Below are 23,692 nucleotides of genomic sequence, written 5' to 3' on the forward strand. Positions count from 1 at the left end.
ACGGCGCTGTCGGAGTCCGCGCGGCGGGTGCGGGCGGGGACGCGGGCACCGGGGTGCCGGACGGTGGGCGCCTCAGAGGTCGGTGGGCGTCTTCGCCAGGTCCCGGATCGGTCCGGCCAGCTCGTTCTCGAAGAAGGTGAAGAAACCCTCCGGGTCGGGTCCGGCGTTGATCAGGGCGAGGTGGTCGAACCCGGCCCCGACGAACTCCCGGACCACCTTCAGGTGGTTCTCCGGGTCGGGGCCGTACCCGAACACGTCCGCCATGGCGTCCCTGCTGATCAGCGCGGTCGCCGCCTCGAAGTTCACCGGGTTGGGCAGCTCGGCCTGGACCTTCCAGCCGGTGAGCCCGAAGCGGAAGACCTCGCGCGCGGACTCCAGCGCGGTGCCCTCGTCGGCGGCCCAGGCCAGGGGCACCTCGCCGTAGCAGGGGCCGTCGCCGCCCTGGGCGCGGTAGGTGTCGGTGAGCGCCGAGCTGGGTTCGGTGGCGAAGAGCCCGTCACCGGACTCGGCGGCGAGCTTGGCGGCCTCCTCGCCTCCCGCCGCCACCACCACCCGCGGCGGCTCCTCGGGCAGGTCGAACACCCGCGCGTCCTCCAGGACCAGGTGTTCGCCCTTGTAGGAGTGGTAGCCCCCGGACCACAGCAGCCGCATGATCTCGATCGCCTCACGCAGCATCTCGTGCCGGGTGGACGCGTTGGGCCACCCCCGCCCCACCACGTGTTCGTTGAGGCGCTCCCCCGCCCCGACGCCCAGGGTGAAACGGCCCTCGGAGAGCAGCGACGTGGTCGCGGCCGCCTGCGCGATGATCGCCGGGTGGATCCGCAGGAACGGGCAGGTCACACCGGTGGCGATCTCGATCCGTTCGGTCCGTTCGGCGATGGCGGCCAGCATCGACCACACGAAGCCGGAGTGCTGGTGGCTGAACAACCAGGGGTGAAAGTGGTCGCTGATCTCGACGAAGTCGAACCCGGCCTGCTCGGCGCGCACCGCCTGTTCCACCATTTCCCGGGGCCCGTAGCCCTCGGCGAAGAGCTTGTAGCCGACTCGCATGGGTGCCTCCTGCACGTGTTGTCCTGACTGCGCTCGCCCTGACTCCATGTGTTGCCCTGACCGGGTCGGCCCCCGGGGAAACACCCCGACCGGGAAAACGCCCCCCTTCACCCAGGGAAGGCGCGGCAAAGGATCCGACACGGAGCGCCGGGGCACGTGTGCGCGCGGTGCCTGTCGGGCAGGGCGGTCCAAGGAAGGGAAAGGAGGACGACCATGAACGACAGACAACCGCCGGCACAGAGCCAGCCGCACCCGGGACGCACCGAGCCCATGGACCCGCAGCCGCGCGACGAGATGCGCGAGTACGAGGGCAGGGGCCTGCTCGAGGGACGCCGCGCCCTGATCACCGGAGGCGACTCCGGGATCGGCCGCGCCGTGGCGGTGGCCTTCGCCAAGGAGGGGGCCGACGTCGTCTTCGGCTACCTGAGCGAGGACGCCGAGGCCCAGCACACGGTCGGCCTGGTCCAGCAGGAGGGCCGCCGGGCCGTGGGGGTACGGGGTGATCTGGCGGACGAGTCGCACTGCGCGCACCTGGTCCGACGGGCCGTGGAGGAACTCGGCGGCATCGACATCCTGGTGGAGCACGCCGCCACCCAGACCCCGGTGGAGAAGTTCACGGACCTGACCACCGAACAGCTGCGCCGCACCTTCGACGTCAACGTGATGGGGGTGTTCTGGACGGTCCGTGAGGCGCTCCCGCACATGTCGGAGGGCGGCTCGATCATCATCACCGGCTCGATCAACGGGCTGCGCGGGAACGACTCGCTGATCGACTACGCCTCCAGCAAGTCGGCCGTGATGAACCTGTCCCTGTCGCTGTCCCAGGTGCTGATGGACCAGGGCATCAGGGTGAACTGCGTGGCCCCGGGGCCGGTGTGGACACCGCTGATCCCCTCCACGCTCGGGGAGAAGGGCGCCGAGGGCTTCGGCAAGCAGGCACCCATGGGGCGTGCCGCCGATCCGGACGAGATCGCCCCCTCCTACGTGTTCTTCGCGAGCAACCAGCTCTCGTCCTACTACACGGGTGAGACCCTCACCCCGACCGGTGGCGAGATCCAGGGAAGCTGACGTCGCACGAGAGCGGGCCCGGGGGCGTACCCCCGGGCCCGGGAGGTGTTCCATGGGCTTGTGGACATGGCTCGCGTCATGGCCGGTGCTGAGGCAGGTCACCGGCGAGGACCGGATGGGGCTGGGCGAGGCCGCGAAGTCGGCGCGCAGCGAACGGCTGCGTCCGCGTACGGCGGAGGCCGACCGGGTGGTGAAGTCCGTCTGCCCGTACTGCGCGGTGGGCTGCGGACAGAACGTCTACGTGCGTGACGAGCAGGTCATCCAGATCGAGGGGGACCCCGACTCGCCCGTCAGCCGGGGACGCCTGTGCCCCAAGGGTTCGGCGAGTCTCCAGCTGACCACCGGATCGGCGCGGCGGGACAAGGTCCTGTACCGCCCCCCGTACGGCGCCGACTGGGAGGAACTGGACCTGGAGACGGCCATGCGGATGGTGGCCGACCGCGTGGTGCGCACCCGTGAGCAGACCTGGGAGCAGGAGAGGGACGGGCAGCGGGTGGCGCGCACGCTCGGTATCGCCAGTCTGGGCGGGGCGACCCTCGACAACGAGGAGAACTACCTGATCAAGAAGCTCCTCACCGCCCTGGGGGTGGTCCAGGTGGAGAACCAGGCGCGCGTGTGCCACAGCTCCACGGTGGCGGGCCTGGGCACCTCCTTCGGCCGGGGCGGGGCGACCATGTTCCTCCAGGACCTGCAGAACTCCGACTGCATCGTGATCGAGGGCTCCAACTTCGCCGAGGCCCACCCGGTGGGTTTCCAGTGGGTGATGGAGGCCAAGGCGCGCGGTGCCGTCGTCATCCACGTGGACCCCCGGTTCAGCCGCACCAGCGCCCTGGCCGACCTGCACGTGCCCATCCGCGCGGGCACCGACATCGCCTTCCTCGGCGCCGTCATCAACCACGTGCTCACGGAGGAGAAGTACTTCCACGACTACGTTCTGGAGTACACCAACGCGGCGACCGTCGTCGGAGAGGACTTCCAGGACACCGAGGACCTGGACGGGGTGTTCTCCGGCTTCTCGGAGAAGGGCCGCTCCTACGACGTCACCTCCTGGGGTTACCGGGGCGCGGAGGTGGCGGCGGCCGCGGGCGACCGCAACCAGCTGCACCGGACCCGCAGGGAGGACGATCCGGGGACCAGCCACGCGGGCCGCCCGGAGCAGCAGGGCGCGGGCGGGGCCGTGCTCCGTGACCGGCCCGAGGAGGACCGCACCCTCACGGACCCGCGGTGCGTGTTCCAGGTCCTCAAGCGCCACTACTCGCGATACACGCCCGAGCTCGTCGAGGAGGTGTGCGGCATCCCGCAGGACGTGTTCCGGCGGGTGTGCGACCACCTCACCGAGAACTCCGGGCCGGACCGCACCAGCGCGTTCTGCTACGCGGTGGGCTGGACCCAGCACACCGTGGGTTCGCAGTACATCCGGACCGCCTCGATCCTGCAGCTGCTGCTGGGCAACGTCGGACGGCCCGGCGGCGGTATCCAGGCCCTGCGCGGCCACGCGAGCATCCAGGGCTCCAGCGACGTGCCCACGCTCTTCGACCTGCTGCCCGGCTACCTGCCCATGCCGCACGCCCACGAGGAGCAGGACCTGGAGGGGTACGTCAGGGCGGCCGGATACCCGCACAAGGGGTTCTGGTCGAACATGCGGGCCTACACCGTCAGCCTGCTCAGAGCCTGGTGGGGCGAGCACGCCACCGCCGACAACGACTTCCGCTTCGACCACCTGCCCCGGCTCACCGGGTCGCACAGCACCTACGACACCGTCATGGCCCAGATCGAGGGGGCCTGCAAGGGCTACTTCCTCATGGGTGAGAACCCCGCCGTGGGGTCCGCCAACAGCAGGGCGCAGCGCTTCGGCATGGCGGAGCTGGACTGGCTGGTGGTGCGCGACTTCTCCCTGATCGAGAGCGCCACCTGGTGGAAGGACGGTCCGGAGATCGAGTCCGGCGAGATGCGCACCGAGGACATCGGCACGGAGGTGTTCTTCTTCCCCGCCGCGGCGCACACGGAGAAGTCCGGCACCTTCACCAACACCAACCGGACGCTGCAGTGGCACGACCGGGCGGTGGCGCCCAGCGGCGACCGGCGCAGCGACCTGTGGTTCATGTACCACCTGGGACGGCTGCTCCGGGAGCGGCTGGCCGGTTCCGAGGACCCCAGGGACCTGCCGGTGCTCGAACTGACCTGGGACTACCCCCTGGAGGAGGGTGGAGGGCAGGGGTGGGGCGAGCCCAGCGCCGAGGCGGTGCTGCGCGAGATCAACGGACGCGACGCGGACGGGCGGCCCCTGAGCCTGTACACGCAGCTGCGGGACGACGGTTCCACCTCGTGCGGCTGCTGGATCTACTGCGGGGTGTTCAAGGACGGGGTCAACCAGTCCGCGCGCAAGAAACCGGGGCAGGAGCAGGACTGGATCGCCGCGGAGTGGGCCTGGTCGTGGCCGGACAACCGGCGGGTCCTGTACAACCGGGCCTCGGCCGACCCCGAGGGGCGCCCCTGGAGCGACCGCAAGGCCCTGGTGTGGTGGGACGGGGAGGCGGAGCGCTGGACCGGGTACGATGTGGCCGACTTCGAACCCGACAAGGCGCCCGGCTACCGGCCTCCCGAGGACGCGTCGGGGGTGGCGGCCCTGAGCGGCGTGGACCCGTTCATCATGCAGGCCGACGGCAAGGGGTGACTGTTCGCCCCCGCCGGTCTCAACGACGGCCCCATGCCCACCCACTACGAGCCGCAGGACACACCGTTCACCAACCCGTTGTACGGGCACCAGCGCAACCCCACCCGCCTGCTCTTCCAGCACGAGCTCAACCGCTACCACCCCGCGCCGGACACGCCCGGGGCCGGGGTGTACCCGTACGTGGTGACGACCTACCGGCTCACCGAGCACTTCACCGCGGGCGGGATGAGCCGGTGGACGCCCTACCTGTCCGAGCTGCAGCCGGAGTTCTTCTGCGAGGTCGGCCCGGAGCTGGCGGCCGAACGGAAGCTGGAGCACGGGGGCTGGGCCACGGTCGTCACCGCGCGCAACGCCGTCGAGGCCCGTGTGCTGGTCACCGACCGCATGCGTCCGCTGCGGGTCCAGGGCAGATCCGTGCACCAGATCGGCATGCCCTACCACTGGGGGCCCAACGGCTACTCGACCGGCGACTCGGCCAACGAACTGGCGTCCATGGCGTTGGACCCCAACGTGCACATCCAGGAGGTCAAGGCGCTGACGGCCGACATCCGGCCGGGGCGGCGCCCCCGCGGGCGGGAACGGGTGGCCCTGGTGGAGGAGTACCGGCGCAGGGCCGGTGTCACCGAGCGGACCGGAACGGAGGACTGACCGATGGCAGCGGACGGACAACCCTCACGCAAGGGGTTCTTCACCGACACCAGCGTGTGCATCGGGTGCAAGGCGTGCGAGGTGGCCTGCAAGGAGTGGAACCAGGTGCCCGAGGACGGGTTGGACTTCCTGGCCTCGTCCTTCGACAACAGCGGTCGGCTGAGCGCCGACACCTGGCGCCACGTGGCCTTCATCGAACAGCGACAGCCCCTGGGCCACCAGGACCCGGGCGTGGGCAGGCCGGAGGGCGGAGCCGGGGACGCTCCCGGGCCGGTGGACCTGGGCATGCCCTCCTTCGACCTGCCGGGGCAGCGCACCGGCGAGGACGGCGGGAGCGGCGGGGGCGACTTCCGCTGGCTGATGTCCTCGGACGTGTGCAAGCACTGCACGAGCGCCGCCTGCCTGGACGTGTGCCCCACGGGAGCGCTCTTTCGCACCGAGTTCGACACGGTGGTCGTGCAGGAGGACATCTGCAACGGGTGCGGGTACTGCGTGCCCGCCTGCCCCTACGGGGTCATCGACCGCCGCGAGGTCGACGGCCGGGCCTGGAAGTGCACCCTCTGCTACGACCGGCTCGGGGACGGGCTCGAACCCGCCTGCGCCAAGGCCTGCCCCACCGACTCGATCCAGTTCGGCGACCTGGACGAACTGCGGGAGCGGGCCGAGCGGCGGGTGGAGGACCTCCAGGAGGCGGGGGTGTCCTCCGCCCGGCTGTACGGGGAGGACCCCGGCAACGGTGTGGACGGAGCCGGGGCGTTCTTCCTGCTCCTCGACGAACCCGAGGTCTACGGCCTGCCGCCCGACCCGGTGGTGACCACCCGGGACCTGCCGTCGATGTGGCGCCACGCCGGTGCGGCCGCGGTGGTCCTGCTCGCGGGGGCGGCCGCGGCGTTCGCGGGGAGGCGGTCATGACGAACCCGGAGCACACGGGCGAGGGCGCGGCCGTGAGCGGACGCGACGCGATCACCGGCGCGGCCGGCGTCGTCTCCGAGGAGCAGCGCGCGCGACGGGGCGAACGGGAAGGCGGACAGCGGTCCGGGCGGCGGGGCGGCCGCCGACGGGGCGAACCCACCCGTGTGCCCGACGCCGACTTCCGCTCCTACCACGGCAGGCCCGTCCTCAACCAGATCGTGTGGGAGGCCCGCGACATCGGCGGTTACCTCTTCCTCGGCGGACTGGCCGGGGCCTCGTCGGTGCTGGCCGCGGGGGCAGAGGTCACCGGGCGGCCCGGCCTGGCCCGCCCGCTCAAGTACACCGCGCTGGCGGCGATCTCCGGGTCGACGGCGGCACTGATCCACGACCTCGGCCGGCCCGAGCGCTTCCTCAACATGCTGCGGGTGTTCAAACCGACCTCGCCGATGAGCGTGGGTTCGTGGCTCCTCATGGGGTACGGGCCCCTGGCCGGGGCGGCGGCCGTGACCGCCGCCACCGGCTGGTTCCCCCGCACGGGGACGGCCGCCACGATCGGCGCCGGGGCGCTGGGCCCGCTCGTCGCCACCTACACGGCCCCGTTGATCTGCGACACCGCCGTTCCCTCGTGGCACGAGGGGTACCGCGAGATGCCCTTCGTCTTCGCGTCCTCGGCCGCGGCCGCCGCCGGAGGCGTGGGGCTGCTCGCCTCCCCCACCGCACAGAGCGGTCCGGCCCGCCGGGTCGCGGTGGGCGGCGCGCTGACCGAGGTCGCGGTGTCCTCCTTCATGGAGCACCGCATGGGCCTGGTCGGCGAACCCTACGGGCAGGGGCGGGCCGGGGCGCTCACCCGGGCCGCCAAGGCCCTCACCCTGGGAGGCGCCGCCGGCGCGGTGCTGGGGCGCCGGAGCCGTGCGCTGTCGGCCCTGAGCGGGGCCGCGCTGGTCGCGGGGTCGGCGCTGACCCGGCTGGGGGTCTTCCAGGCCGGTGTCCAGTCGGCCGCCGATCCCAAGTACACGGTGGTCCCGCAGCGGCAGCGGCTGGAGGAACGGCAGCACTCGGAGGAGCGCGCCTGATCGTCGGGCCCCTACGGCCGACGATCAGGCGCCCCCTCGGTGGCGGCCGGGGGTCACCGGCCGTGGGGCAGGAACTCCTGGATCTTGGTGGCCAGGCCGCGGGCGGCGACCCCCGCCCCGTCGGGGTCACCGTTCAGGAGGGACTTGACGGTGTCGGTGACCTGCGACCACTCGGCCTGGGGCGGGATCGGCGGGACGTCGCCGTCGCAGTGCACGTCGATCACCACGGGCCCCTGGGCCTCCAGGGCCCGGTCCCAGGCCGGGCCCATCTCCTCGGGGCGCTCCACAACGATGCCCACCAGCCCCACCGACTCGGCGAAGGCCGCGTACGACATGTCCGGCAGCTCCTGGGAGTAGGGGGTCTTCGGTGACCCCGCCATCGCCCGCAGCTCCCAGGTGACCTGGTTGAGGTCGTTGTTGTGCAGTACGCACACCACCAGGCGCGGGTCGTCCCACAGGTCCTGGTAGCGGCGCGCGGTCAGCAGCTCCATGAGCCCGTTCATCTGCATGGCCCCGTCGCCCACCAGCGCGATCACCGGCCGGGTGGGGGCCGCGAACTTGGCGCCGATCGCGTAGGGGACGGCGCACCCCATGGTGGCGAGGGTGCCCGAGAGCGAGCCCCGGTTGTCCTCACCGAAGCGCAGGAAGCGCGCGTACCAGTTGGTGGCCGAACCGGAGTCCGCGGTCACCACGGCGTCGTCGGGCAGCCGGGGGGAGAGCTCGCTGACGGCCAGCATCGGATTGACCGGGTCCGCGGCCACTCCCGCCTGGGCGTCCAGGACCTCCCACCAGCGGCGAACGTTCTTCTCGACCGTGGCACGCCAGTGGTTCCGTCCCTTGCGCAGTTCGTCCGCCGGGTCCAGGCGTTCGAGCAGAGCGCGCAGTGTGCCGGCCGCGTCGCCCACGAGGTTGACCTCGGTGGGGTAGCGCATGCCGATGTACCGGGGGTCGATGTCGATCTCCACGGCCCGTCTGCCGAAGGGCGGCAGGAACTGGGAGTAGGGCAGGTTGGAGCCCACGATGACCAGGGTGTCGCAGTCACGCATCAGCTCCCAGGACGGTTTGGTCCCCAGCAGGCCGATGGACCCGGTGACCTGTGGAAGGGCGTCGGGCAGCACGTCCTTGCCCAGGAGTGCCTTGGCGATACCCGCCCCGGTCGCGTCGGCGAGGGCCAGTACCTCCTCGGACGCCCCCCGGGCGCCCTGGCCCACCAGGATCGCCACCCTCTCGCCGGCGTCGATCACCTCGGCGGCGCGGTCCAGCTCGCTCTCGGGCGGGAGCACGGTCCCACCGCCGACCACCCGGTCGGGAGCGCTCGAGGGCACGTGCTTGAACGCGTGCTCCGGCGGAGCGTAGTCCAGCTCCTGCACGTCGGCGGGGATGATCACCGTGGTCGGCGCCCGCTCGGACAGGGCCGTACGGACGGCGCGGTCCAGCACGTTGGGGAGCTGCTGGGGCACGTTGACCGTCTCCAGGAAGGCCGACGAGACGTCCTTGAACAGGCTGTGCAGGTCGATCTCCTGCTGGTAGGCGCCGCCCATGGCGCTGCGGCTGGCCTGGCCCACGATCGCCAGCACCGGCACGTGGTCGAGCTTGGCGTCGTAGAGGCCGTTGAGGAGGTGGACCGCCCCGGGTCCCCCGGTGGCCATGCACACGCCCAGCCGACCGCCGAACTTGGCGTAGCCGACGGCCTCGAAGGCGGACATCTCCTCGTGTCGGCTCTGGATGAACCGCGGCCCGTCCTCGACCTCGGCCATCTGGGCGACCAGGCCGTTGACGCTGTCCCCGGGGTAGCCGAAGATCTCGGTGACACCCCACTGCGACAGCCGGCGCAACAGGTGGTCGGCGACGTTCTGAACCATGTCCCCCTCCTCCGTCGGGTGGCTCCGGAGCCCTTCACCGGCCCCGGAGCGCTTTCGGTGGAGCCGGTGCGGCCTCCACCGGTGTCCTTCCGAGACCAGCCGCGGTCAGGGCCGGAACACCACCTTGAAAGTCCCGTCCGCCTTGTGCTGGAAATCCCGGTAGGCCTGAGGAGCCTCCTCCAGCGACAGGTGGTGGGTGGCGAAGTCCTCCACACCCAGGACGTCCTCGTCGTCCAGCAGCGGAAGGATCTCCGGTGCCCAGTGGCGGACGTTGGCCTGCCCCATGCGCAACTGGATCTGCTTGTCGAAGAGCGTGAGCATGGGCAGCGGGTCGGCCATACCCCCGTAGACACCGATCAGGGAGATCGTCCCGCCGCGCCGCACGAGGTCGATCGCGGTCTGGAACGCGGCCAGGCGGTCCACCCCGGCGGTCTCCATGAGTTTGGCCGCCGCGCCCTTGGGCAGCAGGGAGGCGGCGCGCTGGGCGAGCCGGGCCGAACCGTGGCCCTGGGCCTCCATGCCCACCGCGTCGATCACCGCGTCCGGCCCCCGGCCGTCGGTGCGGTCGCGGATCTCCGCGACGAGGTCGTCGGTCCCCGCGGAGGAGTCGAACACCTCGACCCCCCGCGCCGCGGCGCGGGCGCGCCGGTCGGAGACCGGGTCGACCCCGAAGACCCGCCCCGCGCCCAGGTGCCGGGCGACCCGGCAGGACATCTCCCCGATCGGCCCCAGACCCAGGACGGCCACGGAACCGCCCTGCGGGACGTCCGCGTACCTGACGGCCTGCCAGGCCGTGGGCAGCACGTCCGACAGGAACACGTAGCGGTCGTCGGACCCCTGGTTGGAGACGGGGATGGCGTTGTCGTCGGCACGCGGCACCCGGAGGTACTCCGCCTGCGCGCCCGGCACCGAACCGTAGAGCGAGCTGTATCCGTAGATGCTCGCACCCATCCCCTGTTCCTCGACGCGGGTGTTGTCGCACTGGGTCTGGAGCCCCGACTCGCACATCGGGCAGTGCCCGCAGGAGATCTGGAAGGGGACGACCACCCGTTGCCCCGGCGCCAGGGAGGTGACCTCCGGCCCGACCTCCTCGACCACGCCCATCGGTTCGTGACCGAGGACGTCCCCGGGGCTCATGAACGGTCCGAGCACCTCGTACAGATGCAGGTCGGAGCCGCACAGCCCGGAGCTGGTCACCCTGATGACAGCATCGTCGGGCCTCTCGACACGGGGGTCCGGAACCGTCTCGGTCCTGACGTCACGCGTACCGTTCCACAACACTGCCCTCATGGTCTCCCCCAGGTCGTGAAGTCCTTCCGTCCTCTACCACCGCACTAACCCGACGCCACCCGCGCAAAACACCGGCCGCCCCCGGGTTTCGGACCGGAGGCGGCCTGGAGCTGGTTGTCAGGGGTCAGTCGGTTCCCCGGGCGGCGGCGATCCCGGCCCGGTGCTCGACCGCCCACGCGGCGAGGGCGGAGAGCGGTTCGAGCAAGGTGCGTCCCATCGGGGTGAGGCTGTACTCGACGCTCGGCGGAACGGTCGGGAAGACCTCCCGGTGGACCAGGCCGTCGTTCTCCAACCCCCGCAGGGTGCGGGTCAGCATCCGTTGGCTGATCGCCTCGATACCGCGGTGGAGTTCGTTGAAGCGGTGAGGGCGCTGACCGAGCAGGACGACCACCAGGACCGTCCACTTGTCGCCGACGCGCCGGAGCACGTCCGTCACCGGGCACTGCTCGTGCTCGTCCGCCGGGACCGGGCTCGGCAGGGGTGTACCGACGATGAGGGGCACATCCGTGTGCGTACCTGACAACGAACTGCCTTCTTCCCTGTTGGCGTGCGGTTGTCGAAGATGGGGGCGCGTACCGAAAGTAACCGCGGGTGCCACAGAACGGAAGTGCCATGAGATCGAAGGACCAGCGTTCGGGTGGGACGGGCCGTCAGCGCGTCATCGTCGTCAGCGGCGGAACGGACGGGATGGGACGCGCGCTCGCGCTCGCCCGGGCGAGGCTCGGTGACACGGTCATCGTGCTCGGCAGCAACGCGGTGAAGGGCGAGCGGCTCCTCGACGACGCCGTCCGCCTCGGCGCGAGGGGCGGGGTCGAGTTCGTCCGGGTCGACCTGGCCGACATCTCGGGGACCCGTTCCGCTGTCCGCCGGATCAGCGAGCGCCACGACGTGGTCGACGCCCTCGCCCTGTTCGCCAACCGGCAGAACCCCGGCCGGACCCTCACCGCGGACGGTCTGGAACGGACCTTCTCCGTCTACTACCTGAGTCGTTACCTGCTCAGCCACGGGCTCAGCCCTCTGCTGCGGCGGAGCGCGACCCCCGTCGTCGTCAACGTCGCCGGTGTGGGCACGAGGGCGGGCCGTCTCCACTGGGACGACCTGCAGCTCGAGAGCGGTTACAGCACGGTCGCCGCGCAGCTCCAGGCCGGGCGCGCGAACGATCTCCTGGGAGTGTCGTTCGCCGCGCAGCCCGACAACCCGGTTCGCTACGTGCTCTACCACCCGGGCTTCACCAGAAGCGGTGACCTCACCCCGTTCCGGGCGCCGGTACGGCTGGCGCTCCGCACGCTCTCGGCGCTCGCCGCCCGTTCCGTGGACCGCTCCGTCGCACCTGTCCACGGCTTCATCGAGACCCCGCCGGAGGCGCCGTTGACAGCGGTCGACCGCGGCAGGCCCCTGCCGCTCGATCTCGAAACGCTCGATCCCTCCGACGCCGCACGACTGGACCGGGCCACCCGCGAACTCCTCCGGTCCGTCGCCCCCGAAGAGGACGCCGAGGAGGCCTGACACGGCCCCGGACGGCGATCCCGGCCCGGGGCCGGATGGTTCAGCGGGAGCCCCCTGAGCTACCGCCCCCGCTTCCCGAGGTGCGGCGGTTGCTCTCCTTCTGGAGGGCGTCGACCAGCTCCTTCTTGGTCATCCGGGACCGGCCGGAGATGTCGAGCTGCTTGGCCCGCTCGTACAGGTGGTCCTTGGTGGCCTCGGCGTCGATCCCGCCCGCCGTGGGCCGGTCCCGACCAGGGCGTTTCCCGGCACTCGGGTTCTTCGCCTGCTGGTCCGACGGGCCCTTCTTGTTCCCCTGCTTGGCCTCCCAGTGGTCACCCACCTTCTCGAACCCGCGTTTGACAGCGGCGAAGGCGACCCGGTGGGCCCGCTCGCCCTCCCCGTACTCCTCGACCGCGCTGTCGTGCGCCTCGATCCAGGTGCGCTGCGCCTTCTCCGGCGACCGGCGCAGGGTGTCCGGCAGTTCGTCCACTCCCGGCATCGTTCTCATCTCCCGTCGGTTCGGGGTCCTTCGTCCTCCCTGGTGGCGGCTCCGCCGCCATGCCGTTCTCCCTCATCGCCCTAACCGGAACCGGCTCCGGACAAACGTCGGCCTCCCCGGGCCGTTCCCGAGCCGCTCTTGGAGGTTCATGAACAGGTGGGGCCGCCGGTCAGGCCGGGCCGGTGGAGCCGGTGAAGAGCACCAGCAGGGGCAGGGCGAGGTTGTTGACGACGTGCACGGCCACGGCGGGCCAGATCGAACCGCTGCGCCGCATCACCTCCGCGGCGACGACGCCCACCACGAACGCCGCGGGCAGGATGATGTTGACGCCGTGGAAGAGCGCGAAGATCGCGGAGCTGCCCAGGACCCCGACGAGGGGGCCGTGGCGCAGCAGGGCGTTGGCGATCACACCGCGGAAGAGGAACTCCTCGCCGACGGGGGTCAGCACGGACAGGAACAGGATGGTCAGGATCAGGGCGACCGTGCCCCCGCCCGCGGCCTCGTAGTACATGCCCTGCGGGTTGTCGTCGAAGCCGGTCAGGGCGGTGATGCCGAGAACCAGCGCGCCCTTGGCGACCAGCGCGGCCACGCCCCAGGCCGCGCCGACGAGCATCCAGCGCCAGGTGGTGCGGCGGACGCCGAAGGCCGCGAGCGAGCGGACGCGCGCCAGGTAGGCCACGGCGAAACCGGCGAGCCCGCCGATCCCGGACCACGCGGACACGAGGAGCCCGAAGGCCACCGGGCCCAGGTCCAGGGGCCCGAGCGATCCGAAGAACAGCAGCGCGACCACGCTGATCGCCATGGCCAGGAGGCCGAGCGCGATCTCCGGCCAGCCCGGGCGTACCGGTGGCGCGCTGTCGGCCGGGACCTGGCGCGGCGGTCGGGTGGGGTGGTCGGTCGGCATGAGGGGCTCCTTCTTCGGTGGGACCGGTCGGCTCCGGTCGCGGCTAGTTGGTGCCGGCCCTGCGGTTGACGACGGCGGCGAGGACCGCGTTGCGCATACCGGGGACCTCGGCCTCGAAGCGTTCGTGGAGCGCCTTGAACTCCGCGCGGTGCCGCTGGCGTTCCTTCGTGCTGAAGACCGTCCAGACGTCGCCGTCGACCGCGATCGCGGCCAGGGCGACGTCCTCGGCGGGGGCGGTGGCCGGGCCGGACCCGGCGAGAACCGCGGCGCGCACCCGCTCCCGGAGTTCACGGACCCGGTCGGGGTGGCTGGGCGTGACCTCGCGTGTGGGGAACACCCCCAGCACCCGGCGGCGGGCCACCGTGACCGAGCCGTTCGCGGCGAGCTGCTCGCGCACGGCGCCCTCCGCCGTCCACGCCCGGTCCGGAACGGCGTTGACCCAGTGGCTCGGCTCCTTCGGGGACAGACCCGCCAGCACCTCGGCCAGGAACGGGTCGTCCGGGGTCCGGGCGGGGTCGCGCTCCGCCCTGCCGCCGCGGTCGCGGAGCAGCCCGCCGAGGATCAGCTCGGTGAGGGCGGCGGCGCGCAGCAGGCTGCCGCGGTAGGTGGTGCTGACCGGGTCGAACCGGCCCTTGTCGATGTCGTAGCTGATCAGGTAGAGGCGTTGCGGCAGTGTCGGGTCCATGTCGTTCTCCCTTGGTTCTTCGCGGAGTCGGGTGTCGGTACCACCCTGGCCACAGGCCCCTCGCGGGACCGTCAGCGACGCGGCTCCCAACGGAAGACCCGGGCGGCCAGGACGACGGCGACGGCGACCCAGGCCAGGGTGGGCGCCAGCAGGAACAGGGAGTCCGCGACGGACGCGCCGCCGTTCCAGGCGTTGACGACCAGCTCGGCGGCGGAACCGCCGGGGAGCAGGCGCTTGAGCTGGGTGAGCTCCTCGGTGCCGGTGAACCCCACCCATCCGACGATCGCGAGCACCCCGACGAGGACGGGCAGCGTGGTCACCTGGGCGTGTTCGGGCGAGTTGGTCACCCCGGCCGTGGCCAGTGCCAGGCCGACCATCATGACCACCGTCGCGAGGACGGACACGACCAGCAGGAGCAGTTCGGCGGGCGGGTCGGCGACCACGGACAGCACGGTCAGGATCACGGCCACCTGGGCCACCGTGATGAGGGTGACCGGCAGCAGCAGCCCGGCGAGGATGCGGGGGTCGTCCAGCGCCGTGGAGCGCAGCCGCTTGAGGAAGAGGTTCTGGCGGCGTGAGGCGAGCGTGGTCACAGCGGTGGTGTAGAGCCCCATCGTCACCACGAGGAACATCAGAACGGCGGCGACGGCCCCGAGGTCCAGGCCCGGAATGCGGTCGTGCAGGTACATGTAGAACGCGCTGGAAGCAGCGGGGATGATGAGCATGGTCACCAGAACCAGCCGGTTCCGGAAGATCTGGATCAGCTCACTCCGAGCGATCGCGAGCATGGTGAAGGTCCTCTTGTCGGAAGGTGCGGGACGGGCGGTGAAGGGCGGCGGCTGCGGCTGCGGTCTACGCGGCCCGCTCGCTGCCGATGGAGCGGAAGACGTCGTCGAGCCGGGTCGGTCCGGCCTGGAGTTCCCGCAGCTCCACCGCGTGGTCCTCGGCCCAGCCGAGGAGTACGTGCAGGTCCTTCTGGAGCCCGAGGGTCTCCACGAGGAAGGTCCCGTCGCTCTCGCGGGTCGCCGGGATCGGCAGCTCCGGGGCGGACGGCGGAAGGGCGAAGCGGATCGTGGCGGGCAGGGTCCGCGTCAGTTCGGCGACGGTCCCCTCCCGGTGGAAGACCCCCTGGTGCATGAGCCCGATCCGGTCCGCGCGCTGCTGCGCCTCCTCCAGGTAGTGCGTGGTCAGCACGATGGTGGAGCCGTCCTCACGGAGCCGGTCCACGGCGTCCCACAGGTCGTCCCTGGACTGGATGTCCAGTCCGGTGGTGGGCTCGTCCAGGAAGACCAGTTCCGGGGTTCCGTACACGGCGGTGGCGAAGTCCAGACGCCGTTTCTCGCCGCCGGAGAGCTGGGACACCTTCGTCCCGGCCTTGTCCGTGAGGCCGACGACGCCGAGCAGGCGCTCGACCCGGTCCGTGCGCCGGGTGAGGCTGCCGATCAGCCGGACCGACTCCCGCACGGTCAGGTCCGGGGAGAACCCGCTCTCCTGCAGCATGATCCCGGTCCGGGGGCGCACGGCGGCCCGCTCGCGCGGATTCCGGCCGAAGACCCGCACGGTGCCCGAGCTGGCGGCGCGGTGGCCCTCGACCGTCTCCAGGGTGGAGGTCTTGCCCGCGCCGTTCGTGCCGAGCAGGGCGTAGAACTCCCCCCGCCCCACCTGGAAGGACAGGTCCTTGACGGCGTGGAAGTCGCCGTACCTGACGTTGAGGCGCTCGACGTCGATGACTGGTGTCGCGGCTGATGAGGTCATGCACCCATTCCAGCCGCCGGAGCGCTTTCCCGGCAGTGCGGCCACGTCACCTCTTCGGCGTGACGTTTCTCCAGGTGAAGACATGACGTGGTGTCACTGGTGGCGCGGCGCGGCCGGAAGAATACTGGGTGGGACCCCGCTGCCGGCTCCCGGAAGGGCCCACATGACGTTCGAGCGCACCGAGGTGACGCAGGGACACCTGCGCTCGCTCAACCTCAACATCGTGTTCGCGTCGCTCTCCGCGGTGGGGGCACTGCTGATCACGATCAACGCCGAGAACCTGTGGCAGGCCCTCCTCCTGGCTCTGGGCCTGGCGGCGGCCCTGGTGGCCCTCAAGGCGTGGTCGGTGGAGCGGCCGCTCCTGGTCGCCCTCCCCTGCCTGCTCATCGCCTCGGGCGTGTGGCTCTACGGGGCGCTGGTGACGGACACCGCGTCCGCGGCCTTCGGCCTGGCCGTGGCGGGCGCCGTGGTCGTCTTCCAGCTGCCGCGTCGCCGCCGCGCCGTGGTCACCGTCGGATTGGTCGCCTTCGTCGTCGTGGTGATCGCGGTGAGAGTGCTGATGTCCCCGGACGACGCCGGGGGTGTTCTGCTGGAGTACGCCGTCGGCGCCACGAGCGTCTCCGTGGCGGGAATCGTCTTCGTGTCCCTCAACCAGACACTCGCCGGACTCATCGGGGAACTGGAGGAGGCCCGGGAGCGCGACGCGGAGTTGGCCGTGGCCCGGGAACGCGTACGTTTCGCCGGCGACCTGCACGACATCCAGGGCCACACGCTGCACGTGGTGAAGCTGAAGGTCGCGCTGGCCCGGAAGCTGCTGCGCAGCGACACCGACCAGGTGGAACGGGAACTGGGAGAGGTGTACGAGCTGGTCGGCGACACCATCTCCCAGACCAAGGAGCTCGCCTACGCGCAGCGGCGGCTCAACCTGTCCGCCGAGCTGGAGAACGCGAAGAACCTCTTCGAGGCCGCGGGCATCCGGGTCGACATCGACCGTGACGCCCCGAACGACAGCGGCCCCGGACCCGCCACCGCCGCGGGTGAGCTGCTCGGCCAGGTCCTCCGGGAGACGACCACCAACATCCTGCGGCACGCCCGTGCCGAGCGGGTGCGGATCACGCTCTCCGAGTCCGGTATCACCGTCGTCAACGACGGCGCGGGCGAGGACGGGCCGCCCGAGCTCAGAGGGCTCTCCGCCCTCCGGGAACGGGTGGAGCGCGACGGCGGCACACTGACAGTGGAGCACGAGGACGGGCGGTTCCTGACCGCCGCGGCATTCCCCCAGCGGAAGGACGACCGATGACCACCGTGGTACTCGCCGACGACGAGGCGCTCCTGCGCAAGGCCCTGGCCGCGCTGCTCCCGTTGGAGGGCGAGATCACCGTGCTGGCCGAGGCCGAGGACGGGGAGTCCGCGGTCGCCGCCACGCTGGGCCACCGGCCGGACGTGCTCGTCATCGACCTGGAGATGCCCGGCGTGGACGGGCTCGGTGCCGTGGCGGCGATCCGACGCGAGCTGCCCGACCAGGTGATCCTGATGCTGACCCGGCACGCCCGCCCCGGGGTGCTGCGCAGGGCGCTCAAGCTCGGGGTGCAGGGCTTCGTGAGCAAGTCGGCGGAACCGGCGCACATCACCTCGGTCATCACGGCCCTGCACGAGGGCAGGCGGTGGGTGGACCCGGACGTCTCCGCGCTCGCGATCATCGACGACAACCCGCTCACCGACCGCGAGCTCGACGTGCTGCGGGCGACCAGCGACGGGTACTCGGCCGCCGACATCGCCGCCCGGCTCCACCTGGCGGAGGGCACGGTGCGCAACTACCTCTCGAACGCGATGCAGAAGACCCAGACCCGGAACCGGCACGAGGCCGCGCGGTACGCCCGCGAGCACGACTGGCTCTAGCCACCCGGCACTGCCTGACGGCAGCGGCGGGTGGCCGTGGCGGGTGGCAGTGCCCGGTGGCAGCGGCGGGTGGCACCGGCTAGGGCTTGACCGACCCCCTCTTCCCCATCAGCTCCGCGGAGCGGGCGGCGGTCGCCGTGGCCGACACGGCGGCCCGGCGGCTGAGGAACCGCGCCACGGACGTGGCGAACACGTTGCCCGGGCGCGACACGGTGCTCGGAGTGGACCTGCGGCGGCCGAGTGCCCGCACCAGGGCCGCGGCGACCTGCTCCGGGGTCTGGAAACCGCTGTTCGGGTACCCCTCGTCACCGATGCCGTCGAAGAACTCCGTCCGGGTCAGGCCCGGGGAGAACGCCATGGTGCGCAGCCCGCTGCCCCGGGTCTCCCACCACAGCGCCTCGGTGAAGCTGAGCACGAACGCCTTGCTCGCCGCGTAGACGGCCATCCCCGGGATCGGCTGGTAGGCGGCCATGCTGGCGATGTTGACCAGGTAGCCGCCCCTCGCCTCGGTCAGGCGGCCCACGAACGCGCGGCTGACGTCCACGACCGCGGACACGTTCAGCGCGAGCATCCTCTCGAGCTCGGCGGGGTCCTGGTCCCGGAAGGCTCCGTCCGCGCCGATCCCGGCGTTGTTGACGAGGCCGGTGACGCGGATGCCGCGGCGGTCGACCTCCGCGGCCAGTTCCCTGCCCGCGCCCGGCCGTGTGAGGTCGGCGGGGACGGTCTCGGCCCCGACCCCGTGGGCGGCGCGCAGCTCCGCCGAGAGCGCCTCCAGCCGTTCGGTGCGGCGGGCGACGAGCACGAGGTCCGATCCCCGCGCGGCGAGTTCGCGGGCCACGGCGGCCCCAATTCCCGAGCTGGCTCCGGTGATGAGCGTGGTCTGAGCGGCATGGTCGATCGTCATGATGACACTGTACGCCAAACTTGACACCAAGTGCCAGCTTTGCCGCGAAGTGCCCACCTGCGTACAGTCGAGGCGTGTCCAACGAAGAGCCCCGCCCCGGCCTGCGGGAACGCACGCGACGGGCGGTCCACCGCGAGATCGCCGAGACCGGCATGGCCCTCTTCCTCGAGCACGGCTTCGAGGAGACGACCATCGACCAGATCGCGGAGGCCGCCGGGATCTCCCGCCGCTCCTTCTTCCGCTACTTCGCGTCGAAGGAGGACGTGGTCCTCGGCGACCTGATCGACCGGGGCCGGAACGTCCACGCGGCGTTGCTGGAACGGCCGGCCGAGGAGGGCCCCTGGGAGGCCCTGCGAGCCGCGCTGATGGCGCTGCGCGAGGACACGGCGATCGACACCCGGCCCGAGACCGAGCTCCGGATCGGCCGCATGCTGTACCGCTCCCCCTCGTTGCGCGCCCGCAGCCTGGAGAAGCACCTCGCCTGGCAGGAACTGCTCGTGCCCGAACTCGCCCGGCGCCTGCGCGCCGCGGACGGCCTGGACCCGGCCTCGGCCGAACACCGCGCCGCCGCCCTCGTCGCCACGGCCCTGGCCTGCCTCGACGTGGCCGGCGAAACCTGGCTCCGGCTGGACGGCACCGTTCCGCTGGAGGACCTGTGGGACGAGGCCGTAGCCGCGGTCCGCTCCTGAGGCCCCGTCCCGCCCCACCTCCCGCGCCCTGTCCGGAAGGGGACGTTCCTACGCCGAGCGGAGCGGTTGCCCCCTCGTGAGGAGCCCGTCTCCCCCAAAGGTCGTAGGCGGATCACCGATCTGCGGCCGATGTGCCGGGCGGGTGCGTTTCGCGAAGCTGGGATCACACCACCGGAAGGAAGAACCGTGATCCCCGCGAAGACCACCCCGCGCGCCGTTCCGAGGGCCGCCTCAGGTGCCGCCCCGAGGGCCGTGTCGAGAGCTGCCTCATGGGCCGCGGCACTGGGCGCCCTCGCTGTGCTCGCCTCCGGCTGCGCAGCCCCGGCGGCCGACGGCGTTCCCTCCCCCGGCACCCCGGTACCCGCCGCCGACCTCACCGAGCAGGACGTCAACGCCTGGCTCGACGGGCTGGTACCCGCCGCGCTGGAACGCACGGACATCCCCGGGGCAGCGGTCTCCGTCGTCCACGACGGCGAACTTCTCACCGCCCGCGGCTACGGGCACGCCGACACGGGGACCGACGGGGGTGAGCCGGTGCCCGTCGACCCGGAGGACACCCTCTTCCGGGTCGGCTCCGTCTCCAAGCTGTTCACCGCCACGGCGATGATGCAACTGGTGGAGGAGGGCAGGGTCGACCTCGACACCGACATCCACGAGTACCTCGATTTCACCGTCCCCACCGAGTTCGACGAACCCGTCACCGTGCGCCACCTGCTGACCCACACGCCCGGCTTCGAGGAACGCGTCGCGGGGCTGATCCTCTTCGACGGTTCCGAGGCCGACCTGGGAGAACGCCTTCGCACCGACCCGCCCGAACAGGTCTACCCGCCCGGCACCGTCCCGGCCTACTCCAACTACGGCAACGCCCTGGTCGGCTACATCGTCGAACGGGTCAGCGGAACGCCCTTCGAGGAGTACGTGGGCGAGCACGTGCTGGAGCCGGCGGGTATGACCTCCTCCACCTTCGTCCAGCCGCTCCCGGAGCCGCTCCGCGACCGCATGGCCGGCGGCTACGAGGCCACCGGGACCCCGGCCGCTCCGTTCGAGACCGTGACGGAGGCCCCCGCGGGCGCGCTGACCTCCTCGGCCACTGACATGGCACGGTTCATGCTCGCGCACATGGAACAGGCGGACCGCGAGGAGGAGCTGCTGGAGCCCGGGACCCTGGAGCAGATGCACTCCCCCGCTCTCGACGCCGACTCCCTGGGAACCCTGGCCCAGGGCTCCCGGATGACCCTGGGGTTCTTCGAGGAGGACCGCAACGGCCACCGCATCATCGGGCACGGCGGTGACACGAACTACTTCCACAGTGAGATGCAGATCCTCCCGGAGGAGGGCACCGGGGTCTTCGTGACCCTCAACGGAAGCGGCAACACCGCCATGGCCAGCCACCTCCTGCGCCTGGACGTCGTGGACGGCTTCTTCGACCGCTACTTCCCCGCCGAGGAAGCGGGTGGCGGAGGCGGGCCGGTGGAGGAGACCGCCGCCGAGCACGCCGCCCTGGCCCAGGGCACCTATGTGAGCTCCCGGGCGATGCACAGCACGTTCCTGTCCGCCATCGACGTCCTGGGCGAGACGCGGGTGCGTGCGCTCGCCGACGGGAGGATCCTGGTCTCCCCCGGCCCGGAGACGTTCGTGCCGACGGTCTACGAGGAGATCGAACCGTGGGTGTGGCGTGAGGTCGGGGGCCAGAGCGTGCTCTCGATGCGGCCCGCCGAGGACGGCGAGAGCGTGGAGGCGATCGGTTACGCGTCGGCGTTCACCCTGCTGCGCGCCGACCCCGAACGCCAGGCGGCACTGGCCGTGCCGATCATCCTCGCCTCCGTGGCCGTGCTCCTGGTGGCGGTGCTGTCATGGCCGATCAGGGCCGTACGGCGCCGTGTCCTCTCCCTGCCCGCGCGGGGCCGGGACGGACGCCTGGCCCGCGTGCTGGCCCGGGTCGGCGCGGGTTGCGCCCTGACGGCGCTAATCTCCTGGGCAGTGGTCATCGTTCTCGTCCTGGGTTTCCAAGAGGTGCCCGCCATAGCGGTGCGATCGGTGCAGGGGCTGCAGGTGCTGGGCCTCCTGGCGATCCTCCCGGCGGCTTGGACGGTGTTCCACGACGTCCGCCACCGTGAGGGTTGGAAGCGCTGGGTGGGGAGCGCGCTCGTCCTGGCCGCCCTGTTGGGCGTGCAGTGGTTCGCGATCACCTTCGGGCTGCTGTCCCCGAGCGTGTCGTACTGAGCTCCGAGACCGCGGCAGTGGCCGTGACCGAACGAACGGGAGACCCGACGATGAGCGACCGTGATCACGCGGCGGTGACGGTGTCGGATCCCCCGTTCGCCGGTGCGGCGAACCGGATCGACGAACTGTTGTACCGCTGCGGGCTGCGCGGGGAGACTCTCCGCGACTGCGCCCTGGGTGTGCTGGTGGCGGCGCTTTCCGTCGGGCTGCTGTGGGCGTCACTGACACCGCTGGCGGTTCTGGAGGGGGTTCTGGTCCCCAGGGAGTCGGCGCTCGTCCTCACCGTCGTGTTGACCGCGCAGTCCCTTCTGCTGTGCCTGCGCCGCTCGCGTCCGCTCCTGTGCGTGCTGGGGGTCACCTCGCTCCAGGTACTGATCGTGGCGCTCCTGCCCGCCGGAATCGGGTTCCAGGGACTCGCCCTGTTCGTCGCCGTCTACACCTGCGGCACCCGGCTGGCCCCGTTCCGGCTCGCGGCGGTCCTCCTGTCCTGCGTGCTGGTGCACGCTGTGGCCGGGGGCCTGGCCATGGGGCGGCTGGCGCCCTCGGTCTCCCCTTTGGTCCCGGGGGAGAGCGACCTGGCCCTGGGGGTGGGTTTCGTGGTTTCGGGCATCGCGTCGTTCGTGGTTCCGGCGCTGTTCGGCGCCTACGTGGGAACACGGCGCCGCTATGTCGAACTGCTGAGGACGCGCGCGGCCGAGGAGGCCCGGGCACAGCACGAGCGGCTGGAGAACGTCGTCCGCGCCGAGCGCACCCGGATGGCCCGCGAACTCCACGACATCGCCGCCCACCACCTGTCCGGCATGGTCGTGCAGGCGGGGGCGGCCGAGCGGCTGGTGGGCCGCGACGACCAGGCGGCCCGCGAGGCGATGAACTGGGTCCGGACCCAGGGCAGGGAGACCCTCGACAGCCTGCGCCTGGTCGTGGGGGCGCTGCGCGACCCGGGTGAGGAGACCGAAGGGCTGCGGCACCGGGGCGAGCCCGGCGCCCGGGGAGCGCCCGTGCCGGGACTGGCCGCACTCGACCGGCTCGTCGCCGCCGAGCGGGAGCTGGGCACGGCCCTCGAGGTCACGCGGGAGGGCGAACCGTACCCGCTGCCCCCGATCGCCGACGTCACCGCCTACCGGGTCGTGCAGGAGTCGTTGTCCAACGCGCGCGACCACGCCCGCGGGGCGCCCGTCCGGATGGCGCTGCGCTACGAGCCCTCACGGGTGGCCCTGGAGGTGGAGAACGGTCCGGGCGGTACCCGGGACACCGGCCGGGAGCACCGCGGCCTCGGGGTTCTGGGCATGCGTGAACGCGCACAGGTGGTCGGCGCGGCGCTGGAGACCGGGCCGACCGGAGCCGGAGGCTGGCGGGTGCGGTGGGAGGTACCGGTGGAGCGGGACGAGCGGAGGAGCCAACGGTGATCAGGGTTCTGCTGGTGGACGACCAGGCCATCGTCCGGGCGGGGTTCCGGGTGATCCTGAACCTCGCCGAGGACATCGAGGTGGTCGGCGAGGCCGGGGACGGGCCCACCGCGGTGGAGCTCGCCGCCCGGCTCCAGCCCGACGTCATCTGCATGGACGTGCGCATGCCCGGGGGCGACGGGCTCTCCGCGACCCGGGAGATCCTCGACAGGACCGCGGGGAGGCGGCCCGAGGTCCTCGTCGTCACCACGTTCGACCTGGACGAGTACGTGTTCGGCGCGCTGGAGGCGGGCGCGGCCGGGTTCGTGCTCAAGGACACCGACCCCGACGACCTCGTGGACGCGGTCCGCGGGCTCGCCCGGGGCCAGGGCCTGGTGGACCGGTCGGTGACCCGCCGTGTGATGCGGGAGTTCGCCCGGCGCCGCCCGCCGAGCACCGACGACTCCGACGCCCTGGCCCTGCTCACCGCACGCGAGGCCGACATCGTGCGGATGCTCGCGAAGGGGATGTCGAACGCGGAGATCGCCGGGGCGCTGTTCATCGAGACCAGCACGGTGAAGTCGCACCTGGGCCGGGCCATGGCCAAGATCGGGGCCCGCGACCGCCTCCAGACCGTCGTCTGGGCCTACCGCACCGGTGTGGCCAGGCCCTGACACCTCACCCGGA

At 71.8% G+C, this 23,692-nt stretch carries 20 protein-coding genes and 1 pseudogene; 11 read left to right on the forward strand and 10 right to left on the reverse strand.

From position 1 onward, the window contains the following. Positions 1 to 72: 72 nt before the first annotated feature. Positions 73 to 1,050, reverse strand: a complete 978-nt coding sequence (locus D458_RS0100725) for a TIGR03557 family F420-dependent LLM class oxidoreductase (protein ID WP_017584805.1) — start codon at positions 1,048 to 1,050, stop codon at positions 73 to 75. A gap of 213 nt (positions 1,051 to 1,263) precedes the next feature. On the opposite strand from D458_RS0100725, the gene D458_RS0100730 reads away from it, so the two are divergent. The 4 genes and pseudogenes from D458_RS0100730 to nrfD all read left to right on the forward strand — a co-directional run bounded on the left by D458_RS0100730 (position 1,264) and on the right by nrfD (position 7,425). Then, positions 1,264 to 2,118: an SDR family oxidoreductase gene (locus D458_RS0100730; protein WP_017584806.1), complete on the forward strand. Its 855-nt coding sequence runs from the start codon at positions 1,264 to 1,266 to the stop codon at positions 2,116 to 2,118. Between the two features lie 52 nt (positions 2,119 to 2,170). Continuing rightward, positions 2,171 to 5,440: pseudogene (gene fdh / locus D458_RS32745) on the forward strand (formate dehydrogenase). Positions 5,441 to 5,443: 3 nt separating this feature from the next. Beyond that, positions 5,444 to 6,352: a 4Fe-4S dicluster domain-containing protein gene (locus D458_RS0100740; protein WP_017584809.1), complete on the forward strand. Its 909-nt coding sequence runs from the start codon at positions 5,444 to 5,446 to the stop codon at positions 6,350 to 6,352. Continuing rightward, entirely contained in the window at positions 6,349 to 7,425 is a 1,077-nt protein-coding gene (gene nrfD / locus D458_RS0100745; RefSeq protein ID WP_017584810.1) for an NrfD/PsrC family molybdoenzyme membrane anchor subunit, read from the forward strand. The genes D458_RS0100740 and nrfD overlap by 4 nt, the downstream gene beginning before the upstream one ends. A gap of 53 nt (positions 7,426 to 7,478) precedes the next feature. On the opposite strand, the gene D458_RS0100750 is transcribed toward nrfD, so the two are convergent. The 3 genes from D458_RS0100750 to D458_RS0100760 form a co-directional block, all read right to left on the reverse strand. Next, positions 7,479 to 9,287: a thiamine pyrophosphate-requiring protein gene (locus D458_RS0100750; RefSeq protein WP_017584811.1), complete on the reverse strand. Its 1,809-nt coding sequence runs from the start codon at positions 9,285 to 9,287 to the stop codon at positions 7,479 to 7,481. A gap of 105 nt (positions 9,288 to 9,392) precedes the next feature. Then, on the reverse strand, positions 9,393 to 10,577 hold the full coding sequence (locus tag D458_RS0100755) for an alcohol dehydrogenase catalytic domain-containing protein (RefSeq protein WP_026118864.1): 1,185 nt from the start codon (positions 10,575 to 10,577) through the stop codon (positions 9,393 to 9,395). A gap of 124 nt (positions 10,578 to 10,701) precedes the next feature. After that, on the reverse strand, positions 10,702 to 11,079 hold the full coding sequence (locus D458_RS0100760; RefSeq protein ID WP_017584813.1) for a winged helix-turn-helix transcriptional regulator: 378 nt from the start codon (positions 11,077 to 11,079) through the stop codon (positions 10,702 to 10,704). Positions 11,080 to 11,189: 110 nt separating this feature from the next. Here D458_RS0100760 and D458_RS0100765 point away from each other — a divergent pair, with 110 nt between their 5' ends. After that, positions 11,190 to 12,083: an SDR family NAD(P)-dependent oxidoreductase gene (locus tag D458_RS0100765; protein WP_017584814.1), complete on the forward strand. Its 894-nt coding sequence runs from the start codon at positions 11,190 to 11,192 to the stop codon at positions 12,081 to 12,083. Positions 12,084 to 12,123: 40 nt separating this feature from the next. On the opposite strand, the gene D458_RS0100770 is transcribed toward D458_RS0100765, so the two are convergent. The 5 genes from D458_RS0100770 to D458_RS0100790 form a co-directional block, all read right to left on the reverse strand. After that, positions 12,124 to 12,561, reverse strand: coding sequence for a ChaB family protein (locus tag D458_RS0100770; RefSeq protein WP_017584815.1), 438 nt, complete (start codon positions 12,559 to 12,561; stop codon positions 12,124 to 12,126). 169 nt (positions 12,562 to 12,730) lie between these two features. Further along, positions 12,731 to 13,465 (reverse strand): CPBP family intramembrane glutamic endopeptidase, encoded by a 735-nt coding sequence (locus D458_RS0100775; protein ID WP_017584816.1) that lies wholly within the window; start codon positions 13,463 to 13,465, stop codon positions 12,731 to 12,733. 43 nt (positions 13,466 to 13,508) lie between these two features. After that, the gene (locus D458_RS0100780; protein ID WP_017584817.1) at positions 13,509 to 14,150 is read right to left on the reverse strand and encodes a GOLPH3/VPS74 family protein; all 642 of its coding nucleotides are present in this window, start codon (positions 14,148 to 14,150) and stop codon (positions 13,509 to 13,511) included. A gap of 71 nt (positions 14,151 to 14,221) precedes the next feature. After that, a complete protein-coding gene (locus tag D458_RS0100785; RefSeq protein WP_017584818.1) occupies positions 14,222 to 14,938 on the reverse strand; it encodes an ABC transporter permease in 717 nt (238 codons plus the stop codon). A gap of 64 nt (positions 14,939 to 15,002) precedes the next feature. Continuing rightward, positions 15,003 to 15,905, reverse strand: coding sequence for an ABC transporter ATP-binding protein (locus D458_RS0100790; protein WP_017584819.1), 903 nt, complete (start codon positions 15,903 to 15,905; stop codon positions 15,003 to 15,005). A gap of 163 nt (positions 15,906 to 16,068) precedes the next feature. Between D458_RS0100790 and D458_RS0100795 the strand changes: the two genes are divergently transcribed. Continuing rightward, positions 16,069 to 17,205 (forward strand): sensor histidine kinase, encoded by a 1,137-nt coding sequence (locus D458_RS0100795; RefSeq protein WP_017584820.1) that lies wholly within the window; start codon positions 16,069 to 16,071, stop codon positions 17,203 to 17,205. Then, positions 17,202 to 17,804, forward strand: coding sequence for a response regulator transcription factor (locus D458_RS0100800; RefSeq protein ID WP_017584821.1), 603 nt, complete (start codon positions 17,202 to 17,204; stop codon positions 17,802 to 17,804). The genes D458_RS0100795 and D458_RS0100800 overlap by 4 nt, the downstream gene beginning before the upstream one ends. Before the next feature lie 79 nt (positions 17,805 to 17,883). Here D458_RS0100800 and D458_RS0100805 read toward each other — a convergent pair whose 3' ends face one another. Continuing rightward, positions 17,884 to 18,708: an SDR family NAD(P)-dependent oxidoreductase gene (locus D458_RS0100805; protein ID WP_051049561.1), complete on the reverse strand. Its 825-nt coding sequence runs from the start codon at positions 18,706 to 18,708 to the stop codon at positions 17,884 to 17,886. A 74-nt stretch (positions 18,709 to 18,782) separates the two neighbouring features. Here D458_RS0100805 and D458_RS0100810 point away from each other — a divergent pair, with 74 nt between their 5' ends. From D458_RS0100810 to D458_RS0100825, 4 genes are all read left to right on the forward strand, one after another. Continuing rightward, a complete protein-coding gene (locus tag D458_RS0100810) occupies positions 18,783 to 19,397 on the forward strand; it encodes a TetR/AcrR family transcriptional regulator (RefSeq protein WP_017584823.1) in 615 nt (204 codons plus the stop codon). Between the two features lie 186 nt (positions 19,398 to 19,583). Continuing rightward, positions 19,584 to 21,620 carry a serine hydrolase domain-containing protein gene (locus tag D458_RS0100815; protein WP_017584824.1) on the forward strand — a complete coding sequence of 679 codons (2,037 nt, stop codon included), beginning with the start codon at positions 19,584 to 19,586 and terminating at the stop codon, positions 21,618 to 21,620. A gap of 50 nt (positions 21,621 to 21,670) precedes the next feature. Next, on the forward strand, positions 21,671 to 23,026 hold the full coding sequence (locus D458_RS0100820) for a sensor histidine kinase (protein ID WP_017584825.1): 1,356 nt from the start codon (positions 21,671 to 21,673) through the stop codon (positions 23,024 to 23,026). Next, positions 23,023 to 23,679 (forward strand): response regulator, encoded by a 657-nt coding sequence (locus D458_RS0100825; protein WP_017584826.1) that lies wholly within the window; start codon positions 23,023 to 23,025, stop codon positions 23,677 to 23,679. The genes D458_RS0100820 and D458_RS0100825 overlap by 4 nt, the downstream gene beginning before the upstream one ends. Positions 23,680 to 23,692: the final 13 nt, after the last annotated feature.

This window comes from Nocardiopsis ganjiahuensis DSM 45031 (genome assembly GCF_000341085.1).
GTDB classification, from domain to species: Bacteria; Actinomycetota; Actinomycetes; order Streptosporangiales; family Streptosporangiaceae; genus Nocardiopsis; species Nocardiopsis ganjiahuensis.